This window comes from Oceanithermus profundus DSM 14977 (assembly GCF_000183745.1).
Taxonomy (GTDB): domain Bacteria; phylum Deinococcota; class Deinococci; order Deinococcales; family Marinithermaceae; genus Oceanithermus; species Oceanithermus profundus.
The window spans coordinates 1,649,217-1,670,575 of the sequence record NC_014761.1 but is presented as its reverse complement, the minus strand read 5'-3'; the positions used below and the strand labels follow the sequence as shown (position 1 = coordinate 1,670,575).

Below are 21,359 nucleotides of genomic sequence, written 5' to 3'. Positions count from 1 at the left end.
CGCACGCCCGTCCCCGAGGGCTATACTTGAGTACCCCACTCGGGTATACTGGACCCATGAGCGAGGAGACCCAGAGCCCCGCCGCGGCTCCCGAAAACGCCGAGCTGCCCACCAAAGAGCAGATCCTCGAGGCCCTCAAGGTGGTCAAGGACCCCGAGATCCCGATCAACGTCGTGGACTTGGGCCTGATCTACAACGTCGACGTCAAGCCGAACGGCATTGTCGACATCGACATGACGCTGACCGCGATCGGCTGCCCGGTGCAGGACATGATCAAGGCCGACGCCGAGCTCGCGGTGATGCGGGTGCCCGGGGTCAAAGGGGTGAACGTCGACTTCGTCTGGAGCCCGCCCTGGACGCCTGCGAAGATGAGCGAAGAGGGAAAGAAGCAGATGCGCATGTTCGGCTTCAACGTCTAGGAACCCGCGAAGAAGAGGGCCGGCGCCGCGGCGCCGGCCTTTTCGTTAGACTGAAGCCATGCGTTACACCCGAGAGCGGCTCACCGAGCTCGAGGACCGCGTGCTGGCGCCCTACGCGATGCGGGCCTCCCGAACCCGCGGTCGCGCGCACCCCGAGCCCGAGTCGGCCTACCGCACGCCCTTCCAGAAGGACCGGGACCGGGTGCTCCACACCACCGCGTTCCGGCGGCTGGAGTACAAGACCCAGGTCTTCGTCAACTACGAGGGCGACTACTACCGCACCCGGCTGACCCACACCCTAGAGGTCGCCCAGGTCGCGCGCAGTCTGGCGCGGGCGCTGGGGTTGAACGAGGACCTGGCCGAGGTCGTGGCCATGGCCCACGACCTGGGGCACCCCCCCTTCGGCCACGCCGGGGAGCGGGTGCTGGCCGAGCTGATGGAGGCCCACGGGGGGTTCGACCACAACAAGCAGTCGCTGCGCATCGTCACCTGGCTCGAGCGCCGCTACCCCGGTTTCCGCGGGCTCAACCTCACCTGGGAGGTGCGCGAGGGCATCGTCAAGCACGAGACCGTCTACGACCTTCCCTCGGCCGAGGACTACGAGCCGCAGCTGCGCCCCACGCTGGAGGCGCAGATCGTCAACCTGGCCGACGAGATCGCCTACAACGCCCACGACCTCGACGACGGTCTGCGGTCGGGGCTGCTTCGCCCAGAGCAGCTCGCCGAGGTCGAGGTGCTGCGCGAGCTCGCCGCCGAGCTGGAGCTCGACCTGGGCCGCCTCTCCGAGTTCGACCGCCGGGTCTTCATCCGCGAGCTGCTGGGCCTGATGATCACCGACGTGGTCGCGGCCACCGACGCCGTGATCGGGGCCGAGGGCATCGAGAGCCTCGACGACGTGCGGCGTTTCCCCGTGCCGCTGGCCCGCTACTCGGAGCGGCTGGGGGCGCAGATGGCCGAGCTGCGCGCCTTCCTTTACGCCAACCTCTACCGGCACTTCCACATCGTGCGCCAGGTGGCCAAGGCCAAGCACGTCCTCGAACGGCTCTTCGAGGCCTACACCCAGATGCCCGAGATGCTGCCGCCCGGGGTGCAGACCGCCGCCGAGGAGGAAGGGCTGTTCCGCGCCGTCTGCGACTACATGGCGGGGATGACCGACCGGTACGCCCTCGACGAGTACGCGCGCATCTTCGACCCCTACGGCCGCTAGCCGCCGGGGTTGGGGTTCTTCCAAAGCGCCAGGCCGCGCACCGGCGCGTAGACCTCGATCGGCTCGAGCGGCTCCCCGTCGGCCGAGAAGCGATGGATGCGGTCCGAGCCCCTGCGGGCCGCGTAGAGGATGCCCAGGCTGTCGACGACGACGTCCACCAAGCTGAGCGGGTCTTCGTTTTGCATCGCCGGCAGGGCCAGGCTCTGGATGACCTTGCCCTCGGGGTCGAGCTTGCGGATCTTCTGGGCGTCGGCGTCGAAGATGTAGAGGTGGTCGGCCTCGTCGATGCCGAGGCCCGAGAGCACGCGCAGCTCGTCCGAGCCCTTGCTCTTGCGGAAGGCGTAGCGCGAAAGGTAGCGGCCCTCCAGCGAGAAGCGCTGCACCTGGCGGTTGCCGTAGTCGAGCACGTAGAGGAAGTGGCGGCTGGCCACGATCTTGCGCGGGGTGTTGAACTGGCCCTTGCCCGCCCCCTTGCCCCCGAAGCGCCCCAGCGGGGTGCCCTCGAGGTTGAAGCGCTGGATGACGTGGTTCTCGCTGTCGAGGACGAGCAGCTCGCCCAGCTCCGAGGCCGTCACCGAGGCGGGGTAGAGGAACTCGCCGGGTTTGACGCCGTAGGGGCCGATCGAGGCGACGAGCTTGCCCTCGGGGCTGAAGCGGTGGACCATGCGGCTCTGCCCCGAGCCGTACTCGAAGACGGTGATCCAGACGTGCCCCTCGCGGTCCACGGTCAGGTCGAGCGGCGGCGAGGCGAACATGCCGGGGGCGGTGCCCACGCCCGAGAACAGCTTCAGCGGGGTGCCGTCGGGCTCAAGCAGGCGGATCGAACCGCGCTTGGCCTCGGCGGCCACGGCCAGGTAGAAGGGGCGCGAGAGCTCCTGGGTGTCCTTGAACTTGCCCTTGAGGGTCTCGATGACCTCCTCGAGGGTGGGGCGCTTGTCGGCCTCCTTGGCCAGCATGCGCATGATCAGGTCGTTGATCGGGGCGGGGATCTCGGGGTTCAGCTGCTTGGGGGGCGTGGGCAGCTCGTAGATCTGTTGGTGGATCACCGACTCGTAGCCGCCCTGGAAGGGCGCCTGCCCGGTAAGGCTCTCGTAGAAGACGATTCCCAGGCTGTAGATGTCGGAGCGGTGGTCGATGCGCTGCCCCTTGGCCTGCTCGGGGCTCATGTAGACCGGGGTCCCGATGCGCGCGCCGGTGATCGTCAACCGGGTGAGCACCTTGCCCGCGGCGATGCCGAAGTCCATGAGGCGCACGCCCTTGGGGTCGACGCGCCCCTCCTCGTCGATGGCGCTGCGCAGGATCATGATGTTGCCGGGCTTGATGTCGCGGTGGATGATCCCCTGGGCGTGGATGTGGCGCAGCGCGTCGGCGACGTGGCGCATGATGTTGATGGCCGCGGGTACGGTGAGCCGGCGGTTCTCGATGAGGCGGTCCAGCTCCTCGCCGTCGAGGAACTCCATGGCGATGTAGTGGGTGTCGCCGAAGGCGCCGTGGTCGTAGACGCGCACGATGTTGGGGTGCTTGAGCTTCTGCAGCACCTCGGCCTCGCGGTGGAAGCGCTTGACGAAGCGGGTGTCGCTGACGAACTTTTCCTGGGGGATCTTGAGCGCCACCATGCGCCCGTCGCTCTTGCGGCGGGCCTTGTAGACCGAGGCCATGCCCCCGATGCCGATGCGGTCGAGGATCTCGTAGCGGCGCTCGAGCTCGGGGGCGGTCGTCTCCCGCAGCGTCGGGTTGCGGCGCGCCTTGGGGCCCCGCGCGCGCCGGGGACGGCGCTTGCGGCGGCCGCGCGCACGCGCCGGGCGGAGCGCCACCGGATAGGCGACGAGGCCGAGCGACCCCAGCCCCAGCGCCGGCCCCACCGCGCCCCCGGCGTAGCCCAGCAGCGCCACCTCCGCGCCGATCACCCCCACGCCCAGCAACGCCATGAGCGAGGTGTTGAGCCGGAGCGCCAGCACCAGCGTCAACAGGAACAGCGAGAGGGCCACCGTGTATTCGATCATCGTATCCGCACCGCCACGACGGTGATGTTGTCCGTACCGCCGCGCTTCACCGCTTGGGCTGTCCAGTAGTCTACCGCGGATTCGAGGTCCTTTTGGTCCAGGTCGACGACCCACTCCTCCGGCGGCACCAGGTTGTACAGCCCGTCGGTGGTGAAGACGTAGACGTCGCCGCGCACCAGCTCCACCGGGGTGATCTCGAATTCCGCGTCCTCCACGCCCAGGGCCTGGGTGAGCATGTTGCGCCAGGGGTGCTCCTCCGCCTCCCAGTCGGTCATCCGGCCCATGCGCACCTGCTGGGCCACCCAGGAGTGGTCCTGGGTGAGCAGCTTGAGCTCGCCGTGGCGGTAACGGTAGGCGCGCGAGTCCCCGATGTGGCCGATGAAGCCCTTGGGGGCGTTCTCGAAGGCGACGAGCGCGGTCATCGTGGTGCCCATTCCCTGGCTGCCGGGGTGGCGTGCGGCGTAGTTGCGGATGCGCCGCTGCGCCAGGGTGAACGCCTTGAGCACGAGCCGGTCGAGCGGCACCCCCGGCCGGTGGCTCGCCAGGTGGTCGGCGTAGGCGCGCACGGCCTCGCTGAGGCTGTCGATGGCGATCTTGGAGGCGATCTCGCCCGCCTCCGCGCCGCCCATGCCGTCGGCCACCCCGGCGACCAGGAGGTTGCCCTTGGGCGTCGGGTAGACCGCGGCGCGGTGGAAGTCTTCGTTGTTGCGCCGGACGCGGCCAATGTTGGAAGCGGTGGCGATTTCCAGACGGTCGGTAAGGTGCATAAGCCGCGGGACTCCTTCCCTTTATAATAACCGTTGAATGGACTTCGAACTGAGCGACCTTATCGAGCTCTTTGCCTACAAGCTGGACGACCTCGAAGCCGGACGGGAGCCGCGCGGGGGGCGCGGTTCGATCCTGCGTCTGCGGCGGCGTCTGCTGGAGACCAAGCTGCCGGGGCCGCTGGCCAAGCGCTTCCGCGAGGAGGACCGCCGCTGGCGGGAGCTGCAGACGGCCGAGCCGTCCGCGGCGGCCGGCCCCGAGGCGCCGGCCCGCTCCGAGCCCGCCGCGGGCGAGCTCGACCTGGGCATCGTCGACCTGCCGCTCGAGGAGGACGTTCCGGCCGAAGGCGCCCTCGCCCAGGGGGTGCTGCAGGCGCTGGCCGAGGACGTCTACTGGGCGGGGCTGCGGCGCGACCTCAAGCGCGTCGCGCGGGGCCTGGTGGGCGGGCAGCGCTACGAGCTGCGGCTGGCCTACGCCTTCTTGCAGAACTTCGAGGCCTACGCCCAGGCGCCGAGCTTCGCACGCGACTTCAACCTCTCGAAGTTCACGCTCAGCGAGCCGATCCCCGCGCTTTCCGACCCTCTGGTCACCCTCGACGACGAGGAGATCGCCGCGGCGCTCCTGCGCGAGGTCTTCCAGATCGCGCTGCGCCTTGGCGACGGCCGCACCTACCCGCTGCCCCTGCCGCCCGAAGGCGTGGTGCCGTACCTGCGGCGGTTCCTGCGCCGCATCATCGAGACCCCCGAGTCGCTGCCGCTGTCCGCGCCCGGCGGGGGCCCCAGCACCGAGGAGCTGCGCGCGGCGCTCGACGAGGCCCGGCGCAGCGCCCTCACCGCCCACGAACGCGAGCAGCTGGTGCGCGACCTGGAGGCCAAGCTGCGCGAGGTGGCGGCGCAGGAGCGGCGGATGCGCATGGTGGCCGAGGAAGACCGCCGCCGCTTCATGGCCGCGGCCGAGCGCCTGAGCGCCATCCTCCGCCGCTACCTGCCCGCGCCCCGCGGCGAGGCGGCCATGCCGGTCGTTCCCGAGCCCTTGGGCGAGTCGGGCGCCGGCCCCAAGCTCGACGAGCTGGACCGCGAGGCGACGATGGTCACCCTGCGGCGAATGCCGACGCGGCTGGCGCTGGGCGGGGTGCCGCTGACGCTCAGCGTGGCGGGCGAGCACACCCAGCTGACCGTGGCCGACGAGGACCGCCCGCTCAAGCCGGGCGAACCGTTGATGGTGCCCTACGAAAACTGGGAGGTCTGGGCCTTCCTGCGCGACGACTACGTGCACGTCCGCCTCGAGATGCGCGAGGGGGCGCAGCTCTCCGCGTTGCTCTCGGAGGGCCGGGTGCTGGCCCACCTGGTGCACCCCCACCGGGACTACGCCTACCTGCGGCTGCTGCGGGCCTTCTCGGCGCGCCTCAAGGGCCCCGTCAACTACGAGGAGTTCGCTCCCGAGTCGGCGGCGAAGTTTCCGGAGGCCTCGCTGGACACGCTCGAGGCCTTCGCCCGCAAGGGCCTAGGCGTGGTCAAGGACCGCTTGAAGCGCACCCCGGGCGGCCTCAAGCTGATGCGCGAGGTGGCGACCTCGCTGGGACTCGAGCCCGAGGGGCAGCGGCTCCTGCGCGTCCTCGGCGACTGGCTCAACTTCCGCCCGCCGACGCGAGAGACCCTGGGCGGCGAGCTGGGGGTCTCGACGATCGCCGGGGAACCCGTCAACGTCAAGGCCGGGAACCTCGTGCTCTCGGTGCGGCAGACCGACGACGCCGTCTACGTGGGGGCCGCGGGGGCGGTGCCCCGCAAGCTGGGCGACCTGCTGATCTGGCCGCTCGAGGACGGGGCCGTGGTGATCGCGCGCGAGGGCAGCCGGCTGGCCCACACCCAGGTCAAGGTAGTTTAAAACGGTTGCCACTTTACGCGCCGTCTCGTTATAATCCGAGCCAATGCTGAAGGTATTACAAAACCCAGACTTCGCACGTCTGTTTATCTCGAACTTTATCTCCGAGGTCGGTAGCCAGATCTACCGCATCGCCATTCCGGTCTGGGCCTACACCCAGACCGACTCGGCGCTCACCGCGGCCATGGTCATCGCCGCGCAGTTTTTCGCCAAGATGGTCGTGGGGCCGTTGCTATCGCCGCTGCCCGACCTCTACGACCGCAAACAGCTCATGTTCTGGTCGGAGGCGCTTTCGGCGGTGGCGGTGGCGTTGCTGCCGCTCTTTTTCATGCAAAGCGTCGCGGGCTGGGTCTTCGTCGCCCTCCTGATCGGGGTGCTGCAGTCGATCGGCGACCCCGCGGTGAGCACCGTAGTCCCGGAGCTGGTGGGTAAGGAGGACCTGGACGCGGCCAACAGCCTCATCGAGCTGCCCCGCCGCTCGCTGGAGATGGTCTTCATGGGCATCGCGGGCGTGCTCGTGGGCTTGCTGGGCGCCTACGCCGCCTTCTGGATCGACGCGGTCTCGTTCGCCTTGTCGGCGCTGGTGCTCTTGACCCTGCGGCCGTTGCCGGCCCCGGGCGACGGCATGGGCAAGAGCGGGTACTGGGGGATGGTGGCCGGCGGGCTGCGCTACGTCCTCAGCAACCCGGTGACCCGCTACGTGATCGGCGTGCTGGCTCCGGCGGCGATGTTCGGGGCGATCGACGCCACGGTGCCGCCGGTTCTGGCCACCCAGGTCTTCGCCGGGGGGGACGACCAGCTGGGCTCGATGTACTACGGCTTCATGGAGGCCTCCTTCGCTACCGGCGCCGTCCTCGGCCTGCTCGCGGTCACCACGGTGACGAAGCGGTTCTCCCGGCCGCTGGCCTTTCTGGGCGGACTCGTCGTCTTCGGCGTGGCCGAACTGCTGATCGGCGTCTTCGAGTTCTGGGGGCCGGTGCTCGTCTTCCTGGCGGTCATGGGCTTCACCAACCAGATCTTCATCGTGCCCGCGCGTTCGCTCATCCAGCTGGGGGTGGAGCCGCGCTTCCTGGGCCGGGTGATGGCCGCCTGGGGGGCGGTGATGGGGGGCGCGGCCCTGGTGGGCATGATGCTGGGCGGCTTCCTGGCCCAGTACTTCGGGCCCCAGCAGGCCTTCATCATCGGGGGCGGCGGCGTCCTCGCCGCGGCGTTGTTCGGCTGGGTGCGCGGCGTTCCCAAGGTATGACCCGCTGGTCAGTTATAGTGGGGCATGCCTGAAGCGAGCCTACCCCGCTGGGACCTTTCCCCGCTCTACGACTCCACCGAGGACGACCGCTTCCTCGCCGACTGGGCGGCGCTGGAGCGCCGCATCGACGCCCTCGCCCGGGCCCTGGAGCGGCGCCGGGTGGGGCAGGCCGACGCCGAGACCGGCCCCGAAGCCTTCCACGACGTGGTCGAGGCCCTGAACGCGGTGCACGAGGCGGCCCTCCCCCTCCGGGCCTACGTCCACCTGCGCCAGGCCACCGACGCGGGCGACCGCGCGGCCGCGGCGCGGATCAGCGAGCTCGAGGGCCTGCTGCTGCGCGTGGATCGCTGGATGCCGCGCATCGTGGCCTGGTGGGGCGGTTTCGAGCCGGGGGGTTGGGCCGGGGAGTACGCCCTGCTGCTGCGTGAGGCGCGGGTGCGGGCTGCCCACCAGATGAGCGAGGAGGAAGAGGCGCTGGCCGCCGAGCTGGCCCTGCCGGGCGAGCGCTCCTGGGTCCGCCTCTACGGCAACGTCTCGAGCCGCATCGCCGTGCGCTTCGAGGGCGAAGAGCGCCCCATCACGGCGCTGCGCAACCTGGCCTACGATCCCGACGAGGCGCGGCGCAAGGCGGCCTACGAGGCCGAGCTGGCCGCCTGGAAGGCGCACGCCGACGAGATCGCCGCCAGCCTGAACGGCGTCAAGGGGGCGCGGATCGTCCTGAACCGCCGCCGCGGCTGGACGGACGCACTCGAGCCCACGCTGCACGAGCGGCGCATCACCCGCGCGGCGCTCGCGGCCATGCAGCGCGCGGTGGAGGCCAGCCTGCCGGTGTGGCGGCGCTACTTCCAGGCCAAGGCGCGCCGGCTGGGCAAGGCGCGCCTCGACTGGTGGGACCTCTTCGCCCCCGTGGCCGAGGAGCGGCGGCGCTGGAGCTGGGACGAGGCCCGCGCCTTCATCGTGGACCACCTGCGCGCCTTTTCGCCCGCCGCGGCCGATCTGGCCGACCGCGCTTTTCGTGAGCGCTGGATCGACGCCGAGCCCCGCTCCGGCAAGCGCGGTGGGGCGTTCTGCATGCACGTCGGCGGCGGGGCGAGCCGCATCCTCGCCAACTACACCCCCAGCTTCGACGCGGTTTCCACGCTGGCGCACGAGCTGGGCCATGCCTACCACAACCTGCGCCTCGCGGGGCGGCCGCCGCTTCTGCGCCGCACACCGATGACGCTCGCGGAGACGGCTTCGATCATGAACGAGACGGTGGTCACCCGGGCGGCGCTCGCCGAGGCGGAGGGCGACGACGCCCTCGCGATCCTCGACACCTGGCTGTCCGGCGCGGCGCAGGTGGTCGTCGACATCCACGCCCGCTTCCTCTTCGAGTCGTGGGTCTTCGAGCGGCGTGCGGGGCGCGAGCTTGCCCCCGAGGAGTTCTCCGAGCTGATGACCGAGGCCCAGGACCGTACCTACGGCGAGGCGCTGGCCTCGCGCCACCCCTACATGTGGGCGGTCAAGCCCCACTACTACGGCAGCGACTTCTACAACTACCCGTACACCTTCGGGCTGCTCTTCGGCCTCGGCCTCTACCGCGCCTACCGGGACGACCCCGCGGGCTTCGGCGAGCGCTACGACGCGCTGCTCGCGGACACCGGCGTCGAGGACGCGGCCGCGCTCGCGTCCCGGTTCGGCTTCGATCTCGAGGACGAGGCCTTCTGGGCCGGGGGGCTCGAGCTGCTCGCCGAGGACGTGGCCCGTTTCGAGCGCGACGCGGGCTGAACGCGGAAGCGGCCGCGCTTCGTGCTAAACTGTACGTACTATGATCGAGCCAACGGTGGCCTTGTACGGCGACGCCTTCAACCGGGCGGCGTCCGTTTTGGAAGAGTTGATCGACCAGGCCCAGGTCCGCTACGTGCTGCTGGTGGACCGCAAGGGCTTCGTGCTGGCCCATCGCGAGGCCCTCTGGGCCCCGCGCCCGCCCGCGCTCGACTCCATCGCGACGCTTGTGGCGGGCAACGCCGCGGCCACCCAGGCGCTCGCCAACCTCCTGGGCGAGCCCAAGTTCAACGAGCTGGTCAAGCAGGGGGAGAAGCAGGGGCTCTACGTCGAGGAGGTCAACGACCTGACCCTGCTCGTCATGATCTTCGACACCGACACCCCGATCGGCCGCGTCAAGCTCTTCGGCAAGAAGGCGGCGAGCGAGCTCGACGAGATCACCCGCAGCGCCGTGGTCATGCCCCGGGAACTGGGCATCGACAAGGACTTTCACGAATCCGCCGACGCCATGCTGGACGACCTCTTTGGAAACTAGACCATGAGCACCATCAACTTCGCGAACCGCGAGATCAACTTCAAGATCGTCTACTACGGCCCCGGCCTCTCGGGCAAGACCACGAACCTGCGCTGGGTCTACCAGACCGTGCCCGAGGGCCGCAAGGGCGAGATGGTCTCGCTGGCCACCGAGGACGAGCGCACCCTCTTCTTCGACTTCCTGCCCGTGGACCTGGGGGAGGTCAAGGGGTTCAAGACCCGCTTCCACCTCTACACCGTGCCCGGCCAGGTCTTCTACAACGCCAGCCGCAAGCTGATCCTGCGCGGCGTCGACGGCATCGTCTTCGTGGCCGACTCCGCCTCCAACCGCCTGCGCGCCAACGCCGAGAGCATGCGCAACCTGCGCGAGAATCTGGCGGAGTACGGGCTCAGCCTCGAGCACATCCCGATGGTGCTGCAGATCAACAAGCGCGACCTGCCCGACGCGCTCCCGGTGGACATGATCCAGGCGGTCATCGATCCCGAGGGGCGGTTCCCCACCTTCGAGGCCGTGGCCACCGAAGGCAAGGGCGTCTTCGAACCGCTCAAGGACGTGAGCCGCAGGGTGCTCTCCAAGCTCGCCGAGCACACCTGAGGCCGCCCCGCCCGCCCGTTCGCCCGCCCCAAGGGGCGGGTTTATGCTGGGGAAGATGAAACGAACCCCGCTCTACGACGAACACCAAAAGCTGGGCGGCCGCATCGTGGACTTCGCCGGCTGGGCGCTGCCGGTGCAGTACACCTCGATCACCAAGGAGCACCTGGCGGTCCGGGAGGCCGTGGGGCTCTTCGACGTGAGCCACATGGGCGAGTTCTTCGTGCGCGGCCCGCAGGCCCTCGCCTTCCTGCGTTGGGCCACCCTCAACGACCCGGCCAAGCTGAAGGTGGGCCGGGCCCAGTACTCGATGCTGCCCAACGACCGCGGCGGCGTGGTGGACGACGTCTACGTCTACCGCACCGGCGAGGAGGAGTACCTGGTCGTGGTCAACGCCGCCAACGTGGCCAAGGACTGGGCCCACCTCAACGCGCTGGTCGGGAGCTTCGACGTCGAGCTCGAGGACGCCTCCGACGCCTGGGCGCTGATGGCGCTGCAGGGGCCGCGGGCCGAGGGCGCGCTGCAGACGCTCACCGACACCGACCTTTCCCGGGTGCGCAAGAACGCCACCCTGGCGCTTACCGTAGCCGGCGTGCCCGCCCGCATCGCCCGCACCGGCTACACCGGCGAGGACGGCTTCGAGATCTTCACCGCCCCCGAAGACGCCCCGGCGGTCTGGCGGGCGCTCCTGGAGGCCGGAGCGACCCCGGCGGGCCTGGGCGCGCGCGACACCCTGCGGCTCGAGGCCGGTTTCCCCCTCTACGGCCACGAGCTCACCGACGCCACCAACCCCCGCTGCACTCCGCTCGCCTGGGTGATCAAGGACAAGCCCTACTACGGCCGCGAGGCCCTGGAAGCCGCAGCCTGCGACGAGCGCCTGGTGGGGATGGTAATGGAGCGCGGCATCCCCCGCGAAGGCTACCCGGTCCTCGCCGGTGGCGCGCCGGCGGGCCGCGTCACCTCCGGCACCCAGTCGCCCGTGCTCAAGAAGGGCATCGCCCTGGGCTGGGTGCGCGCCGACCTGGCGGAGGAGGGGACCGAGCTGGCCGTCGAGGTGCGCGGACGCGCCCTGCCCGCACGCGTCGTCCGGCCGCCGTTCGTCCCGCTCGGAAAGAAGTAGCTGCGCTAAGCTAGAACGAGGAGGCTCGCTATGAACGTTCCCGCTGACCGCAAGTACACCCGCTCCCACGAATGGGCCAAACAAGAGGACGGCCTGATCGTCGTCGGCATCAGCGACTTCGCCCAGGAGTCCCTGGGCGACGTGGTCTTCGTCGAGACCCCGGAGGTGGGCCGCGAGGTCCAGGCCGGCGAGGCCGTGGCCGTCGTCGAGTCGGTGAAGACGGCCTCCGACATCTACGCGCCGGTCTCCGGCAAGGTCGTCGAGGTCAACGAGGCGCTGGCCGACGAGCCCGAGCTGGTCAACGGCGACCCCTACGGCGCGGGCTGGATCTTCAAGCTCGAGCCCAGCGACCCCGCCGAGTTCGACGCCCTGCTCGGCCCCGACGACTACACCAAGGTCATCGAAGAAGAGTCCTGAGGGAGGACCCATGGACTTCACCCCGCACACCCCGGACGACGTGCGGGCGATGCTCGAAGCGCTCGGAATGCAGGACCTGCGCGAGCTCTTCGCCGATCTGCCCGACGCGCTCCTGGAACCCGACCTGCGCCTGCCCGCGCCCATGAGCGAGCAGGAGATCCTGGCCCACCTACGCGAGCTCGCCGCCAAGAACACCCCCGCGGACAAGGCTTTCCTCGGCGGCGGCCTGCGCCCCCACTTCGTGCCCAGCCTCGTCCCCGCGCTCGCCCAGCGCGGGGAGTTCCTCACCGCCTACACCCCTTACCAGCCCGAGGTGAGCCAGGGCGTGCTCCAGGCGGTCTTCGAGTACCAGACGATGATCGCCGAGCTCACCGGCCTTGACGTCTCCAACGCCTCGCTCTACGACGGTGCGGCGGCGCTGGCCGAGGGCGTGCTGCTGGCCCTGCGGCAGACCCGGCGCATGGGCGTGGTGGTGAGCCAGGGGGTGCACCCCGAGTACCGCCAGGTGCTGGCCACCTACCTGCACGCCGTGGGGGCCGAGCTGCGCACCGTGGCCCTTGAAGGCGGCCTGACCCCGCCCGCCGAGTTCGACGACTCGGTGGGCGCGGTGGTGCTGCAGAGTCCCAACTTCCTGGGCGCGATCGAGGACCCCGCCCCCTGGGTGGAGGCGGCCCACGCCCGCGGGGCGCTGGTCGTCTACGTGGCCGACCCCCTCAGCCTGGCGCTCCTCAAGCCGCCGGGTGAGTGGGGCGCGGACATCGCCGTGGGCGACGGCCAGCCGCTGGGCAACCCCATGAACTTCGGCGGGCCCCAGTTCGGCTACATCGCCGTGCGCGAGAAGCTGGTGCGCCAGCTCCCCGGCCGCCTGGTGAGCCAGACCCACGACTCAGGCGGTCGCCGCGGCTACGTGCTGGCGCTGGCCGCGCGCGAGCAGCACATCCGCCGCGCCAAGGCCAAGAGCAACATCACCACCAACGCCCAGCTGACCGCGCTCATGGGGGCCATGCACCTGGCCGCCCTGGGCCCCGAGGGGTTCGCCGAGGTGGCCGCCGCCTCGGTGGCGCGGGCGCACGCGCTCGCGGAGATGCTGGCCCGGCTTCCCGGGGTGGAGCGGGTGACGCCGGAACCCTTCTTCAACGAGTTCGCGCTGCGCCTGCCGCGTCCGGCCCCCGAGGTTCGGGCCGGGCTGGCGGAACGCGGCTGGCACGCGGCCGCGCCCGTCCCCGCCGAGTACGGTGCGAACCTGGCCCTCTTCGCCGCGACCGAGCGCCACGAGGAAGACGACCTGGCCGGCCTTGCGGCCGCCCTGAAGGAGGTGTTCGCGTGAAACGCGACTTCCCGACCCTCTTCGAACGCTCGCGCCCCGGGCGGCGCGGCACCCGCCCGCCCCGCCCGCCCGAGGTGGATCTGGCCGGCCTCCTCGGCGCCGAGAACCTGCGCTCCGCCCCGCCGCGGCTGCCCGAGGTGGACGAGCTCACGGTGGTGCGCCACTACACCAACCTCAGCCGCCGTCAGGTGGGGGTGGACACCAACTTCTACCCCTTGGGCTCGTGCACGATGAAGTACAACCCCCGCGTGAACGAGGCGGCCGCCGCCCTCTTCGCCGAGCTGCACCCCTACCAGGACCCCGAGACGGCCCAGGGCGCGCTCCAGATCGTCTACGAGCTGCAAGAGTACCTGGCCGAGATCACCGGCATGGACGCGGTGACCCTGCAGCCGGCGGCGGGGGCGCACGGCGAGCTGACCGGCATGCTGCTCATCCGCGCCTACCACGAGTCGCGCGGCGAAGGCGAACGGCGCCGGATGGTGCTCGTGCCCGACAGCGCCCACGGTTCCAACCCGGCGACCGCCAGCATGGCCGGCTACCAGGTCAAGGAGGTGCCCAGCGGGCCCGACGGCGAGGTGGACCTGGACGCCTTGCGCGCGGCTTTGGGGCCGGAGGTGGCGGCGATCATGCTCACCAACCCCAACACCCTGGGGCTGTTCGAGCGCAAGATCCTCGAGCTCATCGACGCCGCCCACGACCAGGGCGTGCAGCTCTACTACGACGGCGCCAACCTCAACGCCATCATGGGCTGGGCCCGGCCCGGCGACATGGGCTTCGATGTCGTCCACCTCAACCTGCACAAGACCTTCTCCACGCCCCACGGCGGCGGCGGGCCCGGTTCGGGCCCGGTGGGGGCCAAGGCCCACCTGGCGCCCTTCCTGCCGGTGCCCACCGTCAAGCGCGAGGGCGAGCGTTACGTCCTGGACTTCGACCGGCCCCAGACGATCGGGCGGATGCGCTCGTTCTACGGCAACTTCGCGGTGATGGTGCGGGCCTACGCCTACATCCGCATGCTCGGGGCCGAGGGCCTCAAGCGGGCTTCGGCCATGGCGGTGCTCAACGCCAACTACCTGCGCAAGAAGCTCGCCGCGGCGGGCTACAGGATCCCTTACGACCGGCTGTGCAAGCACGAGTTCATCGCCCAGCCGCCCGAGGGGCTGAAGGCGCTCGACGTGGCCAAGGCGCTCCTCGACTACGGCTACCACCCGCCCACGGTCTACTTCCCGCTCATCGTCAAGGAGGCGATGATGATCGAGCCCACCGAGACAGAGAGCAAAGAGACCCTGGACGAGTACGTAGAGGCGATGGCCGAGATCGCGCGGCGCGGGCTCGAAGACCCCGAGTGGATCGCCCACACGCCCTACCGCACCCCGGTGCGCCGCCTCGACGAGGTGGCGGCGAACCGCAAGCCGGTGCTGCGCTGGAGGCCGGAGGAGGCGTAGATGGGGCGTTCCCGTCTCGCGGACGCGGTGCGCCGGGCGCGCGCCGAGCTCGAGGCCTGCATCGAGCGCGAGGAGCTGGCCTACGGACCTGACTACTACCTGGACGTCGCGCGCATGGAGGACGAGGGGCCCGCGCCCGACCCCTGCCTCGAGCGCTTCAACGAGCTGGTGGCGGCGGTGCGGGCCTACCGCGAGGACGGCGGCGCACTGGGCGACCTCGACCTGGGCGTGCACGCCCGCGCGGTGCGTGCGGCCCTGGAGGACGAGCCCCCGGCATGAGGTGGGCCGCGCTCCTCCTGTTCCTGGGCGCGACGGCGCTGGCCTGGCCGCAGGAGGCCGCGATGCAGGCCTTCTGGGGGGTTGAGCTCTCGGCGGCCGGCCCCGCCTACTTCGGGATCCAGGGGCGCTACGAACGCGAAGCGGGCCCCTGGAGGCTGCACCTGGAAGGGCGGTTGCGCCTGGGGGCGCCGGCCCGGGGCGAGGGCGACGCCTGGCTGGAGCTGGCCCCGGCGGGACCGTTGCGGTTGCGGGCGGGTTTCGCCCCCTGGTTCGCCGCCCCGCCCGCCGAGGGGCGCGGATGGGGCGGGCGCGCCGAGCTGGCGTTCGGGGGCCCCTGGCGGCTCGCGGCCGCAGCCGCGGCCCCCGCCGCGTTCGGCGGGGGCGTCGGTTACGAGACCGGACCGTGGTCGGCCTGGCTGTGGGCGCGGAGCGACGGGCCCGCGCTCTACGTACACGGCGGACGCGGCGGCTGGAGCGTAAACGGATGGTACCGCGCCGGCTACGCCTCGCTCCGGCCCCTTCGCGCCGGCCTGCGGTTCGCGGCCCAGGCCGGTCCCTGGAGCGGGTTCGGCGGCTGGCGCAGCGACGCCGGCGTCTTTCTGGGGGGGTCCTGGCAGGGCCCGTTGCGGCTCGGCCTCGAAGGCCGCTGGAACCCGGGCCGCGCCGCGGCGGCGGGGGTGCGCGCCGAATACCCGCTGGCGCCGGGGTTGACCCTCGCCGGCCGTTTCGACTACGCCTTCCGGCCCTTTCGCGCCGGGTCGCTGGGGCTCGAGCTGCGGGTGGACGCCTACGCGGCCCCGGCCTCCCAGGGCGAGTAGCCGGCGGCCACGAAGTAGAGCCCCTGGGGCGGCGCGGTGGCGCCGCCCTCGCTGCGTTCGGGGTTTTCCAGCAGCCGGGCCACGTCTTCGGGCGGCCGGCGGCCCAGCCCCACCTCGACCAGGGTGCCCACCATCGCCCGCACCTGACCGCGGACGAAGCCGCTGCCCACGAAGTGCAGGTGCAGTTCGCCCCCCACCGCCTCCACGTGCGCCTGGTAGAGGCGGCGCACCGTGGCCCGCTTCTCGCGGTTGGCGAAGGCGCCGAAGTCGTGCTCGCCCACCAGCGTGCGCGCGGCCGCGGCGATCGCCGGGAAGTCGAAGGGCTGGGGCACCCACCAGACCCGGTGGCGGTCGAGTGCGGTGGGCTGGCGGCGGTTGAGCACCCGGTAGAGGTAGCGGCGCCAGCGGGCCGAGTAACGGGCGTGCCAGTCGGGCGGCACCTCCTCGGCCTCGAGCACGCGCACGTCGGGCGGCAGCAGGGCGTTCAGCGCCTGCGGCACCCGCTCCACCGGGACGGTGTCCTCGGTGTCGTAGTGCACCGGCATCGCCAGCGCGTGCACGCCGCTGTCGGTGCGGCCCGCGGCCGTCACCTTGGGGCGCGCCCCCGGGATCCGCGCCAGCGCCGCCTCCAGCACCCCCTGCACCGTGCGTTCGCCCCGGGCCTGCAACTGGAAACCGGCGAAGTCGGTGCCGTCGTATTCAAGAACGAGCTTCAACCTGCGCACGACCCCAGCCTAACCCGCCCCGCCGCCGCGGTTCAGCGTCGCTCCGCGGGCGACGCCAGCACGACGGCCCGCTCGCGGGCCCGCAGCCGCGCCGCGTCGCCGGGGCGGAAGGGGAGCCGGTAGTCCGCCTGCACGCGGAAGCTTCCCGCGGGGCCCCGGACCTGCAGGGTCACGTCGTGGCCTTTGAAGTAGCGCGCCTCCACCACCACCGGGGCGCCCTCCGCGCCGAGTTCGAGGTGTTCGGGGCGCAGCGAGAGCAGCACCCGGCCCTCGGCGGCGCGGTCGAGCTCGATCGGGCCCAAGGGCGTGTCGGCCACCCGCCCGCGCGCGGTCCCGCTGAGGAGGTTCGTGCTCCCCAGGAAATGGGCCACGAACGCCGTCCGCGGGCGGTGGTAGACCTCTTCCGGCGTCCCGATCTGTTCGATGCGGCCTTCCCGCAGCACCGCGATCCGGTCGGCCGCGGCGAGCGCCTCCTCCTGGTCGTGGGTGACGAGCAGCGTTCCCACGCCCCGACGCCGGAGCAGGCCGAGCACCTCGCTGCGCGTGCCCTCGCGCAGCGCGGCGTCCAGGCTGGAGAAGGGTTCGTCGAGGAGGACGAGTCGGGGTTCGGGGGCGAGGGCCCGCGCGAGGGCGACGCGCTGCTGCTGCCCGCCCGAGAGCTCGTGGGGGTAGCGTCGGGCGAAGGCGGTCAGACCGACCTGCTCGAGCACCCGCTGGGTTCGTTCGCGCCGCTCGCGCGCGGGGATGCGGCGGAGGCCGAAGGCCACGTTCTCGTAGACGTTGAGGTGGGGAAAGAGCACGTACTCCTGGAAGACGTAGCCGATGCCCCGGCGCTCCGGCGGCAGCTGGCGCCCGGGGGTGCCGAGCAGCCGGCCGTCCAGGCGCAGCCACCCCCCGTCGGGCCGCTCGAAACCGGCGATCAGCCGCAGCGTCGTCGTCTTTCCGCTTCCCGAAGGGCCGAGCAGGGCCAGGATCTCTCCGGCGTCGAGGGCGAAGGAGAGGTCTTCCACCGCGGTGCGGCGGCCGTAGCGCTTGGTCAGTTCCCGGACTTCGAGCAGGCTCATCTTTGCTTCTCCAGTTGCGGGATCAGCGCGGCCGATCCCAGGCCCACGAGGGCCAGCAGCAGCACGAAGGGGGCGGCGTAGGGGTAGTTCGCCTCCTCGGTGTAGTCGAAGGCGGCCAGGGCCAGGCTTTCGAAGCCGAGCGGCGCCAGCAGGAAGGCGAGCGGCAGCTCCTTCATCGCCCCCAGGAAGACGATCAGGCCCCCGGCCAGCAGGCCGGGGCGGATCAGCGGCCAGCGGATGCGCAGGAGCACCTCGAGCCGCCCCGCCCCCAACCCGCGGGCGGCCTCCTCCAGGCGCGGGGGCAGCGCGAGCATGCGGGCGCGCAGCGGCCCCAGCGCCTCGGCGAGAAAGTGCACCGCGTAGACGAGGATCAGGAGCGGCAGGGTTTGGTAGAGCTGCGGCAGGTAGCTGAGGCTCAGGTAGACGTAGCCCAGTCCGAAGGCCAGCGGCGGGCTGGCGTACCCCAGGTAGGCCAGCCGGGCGGCCAGGCGAGCGAGGGCGCCCGGGTGGCGGGCGGTGAGCACCGCGAGGGGCGTGGCGGCGGCCACGCTCAGCAGCGCGGCGGGGAGGGCCACCGAGAGCGACTGTCCAAGCGCCCGCGGCAGGTCGGCGACCACCCAGTTGGCCGCGAGCTTCGCCGCCCAGTAGCCGGCGGGCAGCAACGGCAGCGCCAGGGCGAAGAGCGGGACCGCCGCGACCGCCAGAAAAGCCGGCGGACCGAGCCGGCCCAGCGGGGCCAAGGGGGCGGGCGGCCCCGTGCGCCCGGGGCGGTTCGGGTTCAGCCAGCGCCCCTCCAGCGTCAGCACCAGCAGCGCCAAACCCAACAGCCAAAGGGCCAGGGCCGCGGCGCGCTCCTGGTCGTACAGCGCCGCGTACTGCAGGTAGATCGCGTAGGAGAAGGTTTCGTAGCGCATCAGGCTGACGACGCCGAAGTCCGCCAGCACGTGCAGCAGCACGATCGCCCCGCCGCCGAAGAGGGCCGGCTTGAGCGCGGGCAGGACGACGCGAAAGAAACGGGCGGCCGGTCCGTGGCCGAGGCTGCCCGCCGCTTCCTCCAGGCGCGGATCCAGCGCGCCGAGCGCCGCCTTGAGGTTGAGGAAGAGGTAGGGGTAGGTGTAGGCCACCAGCGCGATCCAGGCCCCCACGAAGCCTGAAGGGCGCGGCGGGGCCCAGCCGAAGACCTCGGCGAGCACCCCCGCGGGCCCGGTGGCGGCGAGCAGGCCGTAGGCGAGCGCGTACCCCGGCAGGGCGAGGGGCAGCACCAGCAGCACCGCCAGCCAGCCGCGGCCCGGTAGCGCGGTGCGCACCACCAGCCAGGCCAGCGGCAGCGCCAGCAGCACGTCGGCGGCGAGCACCGCCGCGGCGAGGAGCAGCGTCCGCCCGAGCAGCGGGAGGTAGCCGGGCGTCCTCCACGCTTCCCCGCCCTCCACGGCGCGGACGAGCAGGTGCAGCAGCGGCAGGAGCACGGCGCCCGCCGCCAGCACCACGGGCAGCCACAACCAGGGGGAAGGGCGCATGCGTTAGAACCAACCGGCTTCGCGAAGCAGGCGGATCGTTCCTTTCAGATCGGAAAGCTGTCCCAGGGAGACGTTCGGGGCGAGCCGCAGCAGCTCCTCGAGCGAGGGGAGGCCCGCCGGCGGGGCCACGCCGGTGACGAGGGGGTACTCGAAGACTTCCCGGGCGAAGTAGCGCTGGGTCTCTTCTTCCAGCAGGAAGGCGAGGAAGCGCAGCGCCTCGGCCTTCCGCCGGGAATGGACCAGCACCGCCGCGCCGCTCACGTTGACCAGGTTGCCCACGTCGCCGGGGGCGAAGAAGGCCTGCGCCACCGGAAACTCGGGGCGGGTCGCGCGGATGCGCAGCAGGTAGTAGTGGTTCGGCAGGGCGAAGTCGATCTCGCCGGCCGCAATGCCCTCGAGCAGGGCGGTGTTCTTCGCGTAGGCGCGGGCGCCGTTCGCTTTGAGGTCGCGCAGCCAAGCCAGCGTCCGCGCGTCGCCGTGAACGGCGCGCATCGCGGTGACGAAGGTCTGGAACGAGGCGTTGGTGGGGGCGATGCCGACGCGGCCCTGAAAGCGCGGCGCGGTCAGGTCGAAGACGCTTCCCGGAAGTTCCCCCGCCGCGGCGCGCTCCGGAGCGTAGGCCAGGGTGCGGGCCCGGCCGGTGACGCCGATCCAGCGGCCGTCCGGATCCCGGAAGCGCGCGGGAACCCGCTCGAGCAGCGCTTCGGGCAGGGGCGCGAAGCGCCCCGCTTCGGCGAGCAGGCTCAGCGCCCCGGCGTCCTGCGCGAGGAAGAGGTCGGCGGGGCTCCGGTCCCCCTCCTCGAGCAGCAGCAGGGCGAGCGGCGCGGTCTTGCCGTACTTCACCCGAACCCGCAGGCCGGTGGCCTGCTGGAAGCGTTCGATCGCCGGTTCCACCAGGCTCTTGGAACGGCCGGAGTAGACGACCAGCGGCTGGGCCGCCCAGGCCAGCGCGGACGAGACGACGAGCAGCATCAGGAAGGGGATTTTTCGGTTCACTTCCGGGCCACCTCCGAGGGGCAGTATAGGCGGCCCCGGCTCCATAATCAAGTATTCCGACCAAATTACTGTAGTATTGCAAACGGTAACCGTTCGCAAACTCGTTTCGCTTCCCGGCCCCTTCACCGGCCGCGCGGGAAAACCCTGCCGCCCCGGGCCGGGGGCCGCCTTGCGCAGGTCGCGGAACGCTTGTATACTGCTAAAGTTGCGGGACCCCGGTGTCGGCCCCGGCACCGGGCAGCCTTCCGCCTCCTGAAGGTCCGATCGGGAAGGGCCAAGGAGGCGGTTACAATCGGAGCCCAGCGTGGGCTCCGGGAGGTTCTTGCCAAGACGGGGGCGATCGCCCAGGCGGTGTCGCCCGGAAAGTGAAGGGAGTGAGGTAGGCTTGCCGACAATCAACCAGCTGCTACGCAAAGGCCGCAAGGCGGTCAAGAAGAAGACCAAGGTCCCGGCGCTCAAGGGGAGCCCCTTCCGCCGCGGGGTCTGCACGGTGGTGCGCACCGTGACCCCCAAGAAGCCGAACTCGGCGCTGCGCAAGGTGGCCAAGGTGCGCCTCACCAGCGGTTACGAAGTGACCGCGTACATTCCGGGCGAGGGCCACAACCTGCAGGAACACTCGGTCGTGCTCATCCGCGGCGGCCGCGTGAAGGACCTTCCGGGCGTGCGCTACCACATCGTTCGCGGCGTCTACGACACCCAGGGCGTCCAGGACCGCAAGAAGAGCCGCTCGAAGTACGGGACCAAGCGGCCCAAGAGCTGACGAGGTAAGGTATGGCACGCAGAAGAAGAGCAGAAATCCGCAAGCTGGCCCCCGACCTGGTCTACGGCGACGTCGTCGTCTCGGCCTTCATCAACAAGATCATGCGCGACGGCAAGAAGAACCTCGCCGCCCGCATCTTCTACGACGCCTGCAAGCTCATCCAGGAGCGAACCGGGCAGGAGCCGCTCAAGGTCTTCCGTCAGGCGGTGGACAACGTCAAGCCGCGCATGGAAGTGCGCAGCCGCCGCGTGGGCGGGGCCAACTACCAGGTGCCCGTCGAGGTTTCGCCGCGCCGTCAGCAGTCGCTGGCGCTGCGCTGGCTCGTGAACGCCGCCAACCAGCGCCCCGAGCGCACCGCCGTCGAGCGCATCGCCGGTGAGCTGCTCGACGCGGCCGAGGGCAAGGGCGGCGCCGTCAAGAAGCGCGAAGACGTCGAGCGCATGGCCGAGGCCAACCGCGCCTACGCGCACTACCGGTGGTAGC

The 21,359-nt window shown here is 71.2% G+C and carries 21 protein-coding genes; 15 read left to right on the top strand and 6 right to left on the bottom strand.

Going from position 1 to position 21,359, the window contains the following annotated elements:
• Positions 1–56 precede the first annotated feature (56 nt).
• Positions 57–419 carry a metal-sulfur cluster assembly factor gene (locus tag OCEPR_RS08335; RefSeq protein WP_013458275.1) on the top strand — a complete coding sequence of 121 codons (363 nt, stop codon included), beginning with the start codon at positions 57–59 and terminating at the stop codon, positions 417–419.
• A gap of 58 nt (positions 420–477) precedes the next feature.
• The gene (locus tag OCEPR_RS08330) at positions 478–1,626 is read left to right on the top strand and encodes a deoxyguanosinetriphosphate triphosphohydrolase (RefSeq protein WP_013458274.1); all 1,149 of its coding nucleotides are present in this window, start codon (positions 478–480) and stop codon (positions 1,624–1,626) included.
• On the opposite strand, the gene OCEPR_RS08325 is transcribed toward OCEPR_RS08330, so the two are convergent.
• Positions 1,623–3,629, bottom strand: coding sequence for a protein kinase domain-containing protein (locus tag OCEPR_RS08325; protein WP_013458273.1), 2,007 nt, complete (start codon positions 3,627–3,629; stop codon positions 1,623–1,625). The two genes, OCEPR_RS08330 and OCEPR_RS08325, sit on opposite strands and share 4 nt — an antisense overlap.
• Entirely contained in the window at positions 3,626–4,396 is a 771-nt protein-coding gene (locus tag OCEPR_RS08320; protein ID WP_013458272.1) for a PP2C family protein-serine/threonine phosphatase, read from the bottom strand. Before OCEPR_RS08320 ends, OCEPR_RS08325 begins: the two co-directional genes overlap by 4 nt.
• A 37-nt stretch (positions 4,397–4,433) precedes the next feature.
• On the opposite strand from OCEPR_RS08320, the gene OCEPR_RS08315 reads away from it, so the two are divergent.
• From OCEPR_RS08315 to OCEPR_RS08265, 11 genes are read left to right on the top strand one after another with little or no spacing between them, the layout of a single operon-like run.
• Positions 4,434–6,278, top strand: coding sequence for a coiled-coil domain-containing protein (locus OCEPR_RS08315; RefSeq protein ID WP_013458271.1), 1,845 nt, complete (start codon positions 4,434–4,436; stop codon positions 6,276–6,278).
• Positions 6,279–6,321: 43 nt separating this feature from the next.
• The gene (locus tag OCEPR_RS08310) at positions 6,322–7,521 is read left to right on the top strand and encodes an MFS transporter (protein WP_013458270.1); all 1,200 of its coding nucleotides are present in this window, start codon (positions 6,322–6,324) and stop codon (positions 7,519–7,521) included.
• A 24-nt stretch (positions 7,522–7,545) separates the two neighbouring features.
• A complete protein-coding gene (locus tag OCEPR_RS08305; RefSeq protein WP_013458269.1) occupies positions 7,546–9,288 on the top strand; it encodes a M3 family oligoendopeptidase in 1,743 nt (580 codons plus the stop codon).
• A 40-nt stretch (positions 9,289–9,328) separates the two neighbouring features.
• The gene (mglB, locus tag OCEPR_RS08300; protein WP_013458268.1) at positions 9,329–9,820 is read left to right on the top strand and encodes a GTPase-activating protein MglB; all 492 of its coding nucleotides are present in this window, start codon (positions 9,329–9,331) and stop codon (positions 9,818–9,820) included.
• A gap of 3 nt (positions 9,821–9,823) precedes the next feature.
• Entirely contained in the window at positions 9,824–10,414 is a 591-nt protein-coding gene (gene mglA, locus OCEPR_RS08295) for a GTPase MglA (protein ID WP_013458267.1), read from the top strand.
• A gap of 55 nt (positions 10,415–10,469) precedes the next feature.
• Positions 10,470–11,531 (top strand): glycine cleavage system aminomethyltransferase GcvT, encoded by a 1,062-nt coding sequence (gcvT, locus tag OCEPR_RS08290; RefSeq protein ID WP_041554125.1) that lies wholly within the window; start codon positions 10,470–10,472, stop codon positions 11,529–11,531.
• Positions 11,532–11,561: 30 nt separating this feature from the next.
• A complete protein-coding gene (gene gcvH / locus OCEPR_RS08285; protein WP_013458265.1) occupies positions 11,562–11,948 on the top strand; it encodes a glycine cleavage system protein GcvH in 387 nt (128 codons plus the stop codon).
• Positions 11,949–11,958: 10 nt separating this feature from the next.
• A complete protein-coding gene (gene gcvPA / locus OCEPR_RS13030; RefSeq protein WP_013458264.1) occupies positions 11,959–13,275 on the top strand; it encodes an aminomethyl-transferring glycine dehydrogenase subunit GcvPA in 1,317 nt (438 codons plus the stop codon).
• Positions 13,272–14,717 (top strand): aminomethyl-transferring glycine dehydrogenase subunit GcvPB, encoded by a 1,446-nt coding sequence (gcvPB, locus tag OCEPR_RS08275; RefSeq protein WP_013458263.1) that lies wholly within the window; start codon positions 13,272–13,274, stop codon positions 14,715–14,717. Before gcvPA ends, gcvPB begins: the two co-directional genes overlap by 4 nt.
• On the top strand, positions 14,718–14,996 hold the full coding sequence (locus OCEPR_RS08270; RefSeq protein ID WP_013458262.1) for a hypothetical protein: 279 nt from the start codon (positions 14,718–14,720) through the stop codon (positions 14,994–14,996).
• Entirely contained in the window at positions 14,993–15,814 is an 822-nt protein-coding gene (locus OCEPR_RS08265; protein ID WP_013458261.1) for a hypothetical protein, read from the top strand. Before OCEPR_RS08270 ends, OCEPR_RS08265 begins: the two co-directional genes overlap by 4 nt.
• Here the strand turns inward: OCEPR_RS08265 and truA are convergent.
• Genes truA through OCEPR_RS08245 form a run of 4 tightly spaced genes read right to left on the bottom strand, consistent with a single transcriptional unit; the run spans position 15,784 to position 20,116 of the window.
• Positions 15,784–16,539: a tRNA pseudouridine(38-40) synthase TruA gene (gene truA / locus OCEPR_RS08260; protein ID WP_013458260.1), complete on the bottom strand. Its 756-nt coding sequence runs from the start codon at positions 16,537–16,539 to the stop codon at positions 15,784–15,786. The two genes, OCEPR_RS08265 and truA, sit on opposite strands and share 31 nt — an antisense overlap.
• 32 nt (positions 16,540–16,571) lie before the next feature.
• Entirely contained in the window at positions 16,572–17,603 is a 1,032-nt protein-coding gene (locus OCEPR_RS08255; protein WP_013458259.1) for an ABC transporter ATP-binding protein, read from the bottom strand.
• Entirely contained in the window at positions 17,600–19,120 is a 1,521-nt protein-coding gene (locus tag OCEPR_RS08250) for an ABC transporter permease (RefSeq protein ID WP_013458258.1), read from the bottom strand. Before OCEPR_RS08250 ends, OCEPR_RS08255 begins: the two co-directional genes overlap by 4 nt.
• 3 nt (positions 19,121–19,123) lie before the next feature.
• Positions 19,124–20,116 (bottom strand): iron ABC transporter substrate-binding protein, encoded by a 993-nt coding sequence (locus OCEPR_RS08245; RefSeq protein WP_013458257.1) that lies wholly within the window; start codon positions 20,114–20,116, stop codon positions 19,124–19,126.
• A gap of 385 nt (positions 20,117–20,501) precedes the next feature.
• Between OCEPR_RS08245 and rpsL the strand changes: the two genes are divergently transcribed.
• Positions 20,502–20,876 (top strand): 30S ribosomal protein S12, encoded by a 375-nt coding sequence (gene rpsL / locus OCEPR_RS08240; RefSeq protein WP_013458256.1) that lies wholly within the window; start codon positions 20,502–20,504, stop codon positions 20,874–20,876.
• 11 nt (positions 20,877–20,887) lie between these two features.
• Positions 20,888–21,358, top strand: a complete 471-nt coding sequence (gene rpsG / locus OCEPR_RS08235; RefSeq protein ID WP_013458255.1) for a 30S ribosomal protein S7 — start codon at positions 20,888–20,890, stop codon at positions 21,356–21,358.
• The last annotated feature ends 1 nt before the right edge of the window (position 21,359 follow it).

Bases quoted from the DNA above. Each gene is read 5' to 3' on its own strand.
- OCEPR_RS08335 (WP_013458275.1), top strand. From the start codon at position 57: ATGAGCGAGGAGACCCAGAGCCCCGCCGCGGCTCCCGAAAACGCCGAG.
- OCEPR_RS08330 (WP_013458274.1), top strand. From the start codon at position 478: ATGCGTTACACCCGAGAGCGGCTCACCGAGCTCGAGGACCGCGTGCTG.
- OCEPR_RS08325 (WP_013458273.1), bottom strand. From the start codon at position 3,629: ATGATCGAATACACGGTGGCCCTCTCGCTGTTCCTGTTGACGCTGGTG.
- OCEPR_RS08320 (WP_013458272.1), bottom strand. From the start codon at position 4,396: ATGCACCTTACCGACCGTCTGGAAATCGCCACCGCTTCCAACATTGGC.
- OCEPR_RS08315 (WP_013458271.1), top strand. From the start codon at position 4,434: ATGGACTTCGAACTGAGCGACCTTATCGAGCTCTTTGCCTACAAGCTG.
- OCEPR_RS08310 (WP_013458270.1), top strand. From the start codon at position 6,322: ATGCTGAAGGTATTACAAAACCCAGACTTCGCACGTCTGTTTATCTCG.
- OCEPR_RS08305 (WP_013458269.1), top strand. From the start codon at position 7,546: ATGCCTGAAGCGAGCCTACCCCGCTGGGACCTTTCCCCGCTCTACGAC.
- mglB (WP_013458268.1), top strand. From the start codon at position 9,329: ATGATCGAGCCAACGGTGGCCTTGTACGGCGACGCCTTCAACCGGGCG.
- mglA (WP_013458267.1), top strand. From the start codon at position 9,824: ATGAGCACCATCAACTTCGCGAACCGCGAGATCAACTTCAAGATCGTC.
- gcvT (WP_041554125.1), top strand. From the start codon at position 10,470: ATGAAACGAACCCCGCTCTACGACGAACACCAAAAGCTGGGCGGCCGC.
- gcvH (WP_013458265.1), top strand. From the start codon at position 11,562: ATGAACGTTCCCGCTGACCGCAAGTACACCCGCTCCCACGAATGGGCC.
- gcvPA (WP_013458264.1), top strand. From the start codon at position 11,959: ATGGACTTCACCCCGCACACCCCGGACGACGTGCGGGCGATGCTCGAA.
- OCEPR_RS08270 (WP_013458262.1), top strand. From the start codon at position 14,718: ATGGGGCGTTCCCGTCTCGCGGACGCGGTGCGCCGGGCGCGCGCCGAG.
- OCEPR_RS08265 (WP_013458261.1), top strand. From the start codon at position 14,993: ATGAGGTGGGCCGCGCTCCTCCTGTTCCTGGGCGCGACGGCGCTGGCC.
- OCEPR_RS08255 (WP_013458259.1), bottom strand. From the start codon at position 17,603: ATGAGCCTGCTCGAAGTCCGGGAACTGACCAAGCGCTACGGCCGCCGC.
- OCEPR_RS08250 (WP_013458258.1), bottom strand. From the start codon at position 19,120: ATGCGCCCTTCCCCCTGGTTGTGGCTGCCCGTGGTGCTGGCGGCGGGC.
- rpsG (WP_013458255.1), top strand. From the start codon at position 20,888: ATGGCACGCAGAAGAAGAGCAGAAATCCGCAAGCTGGCCCCCGACCTG.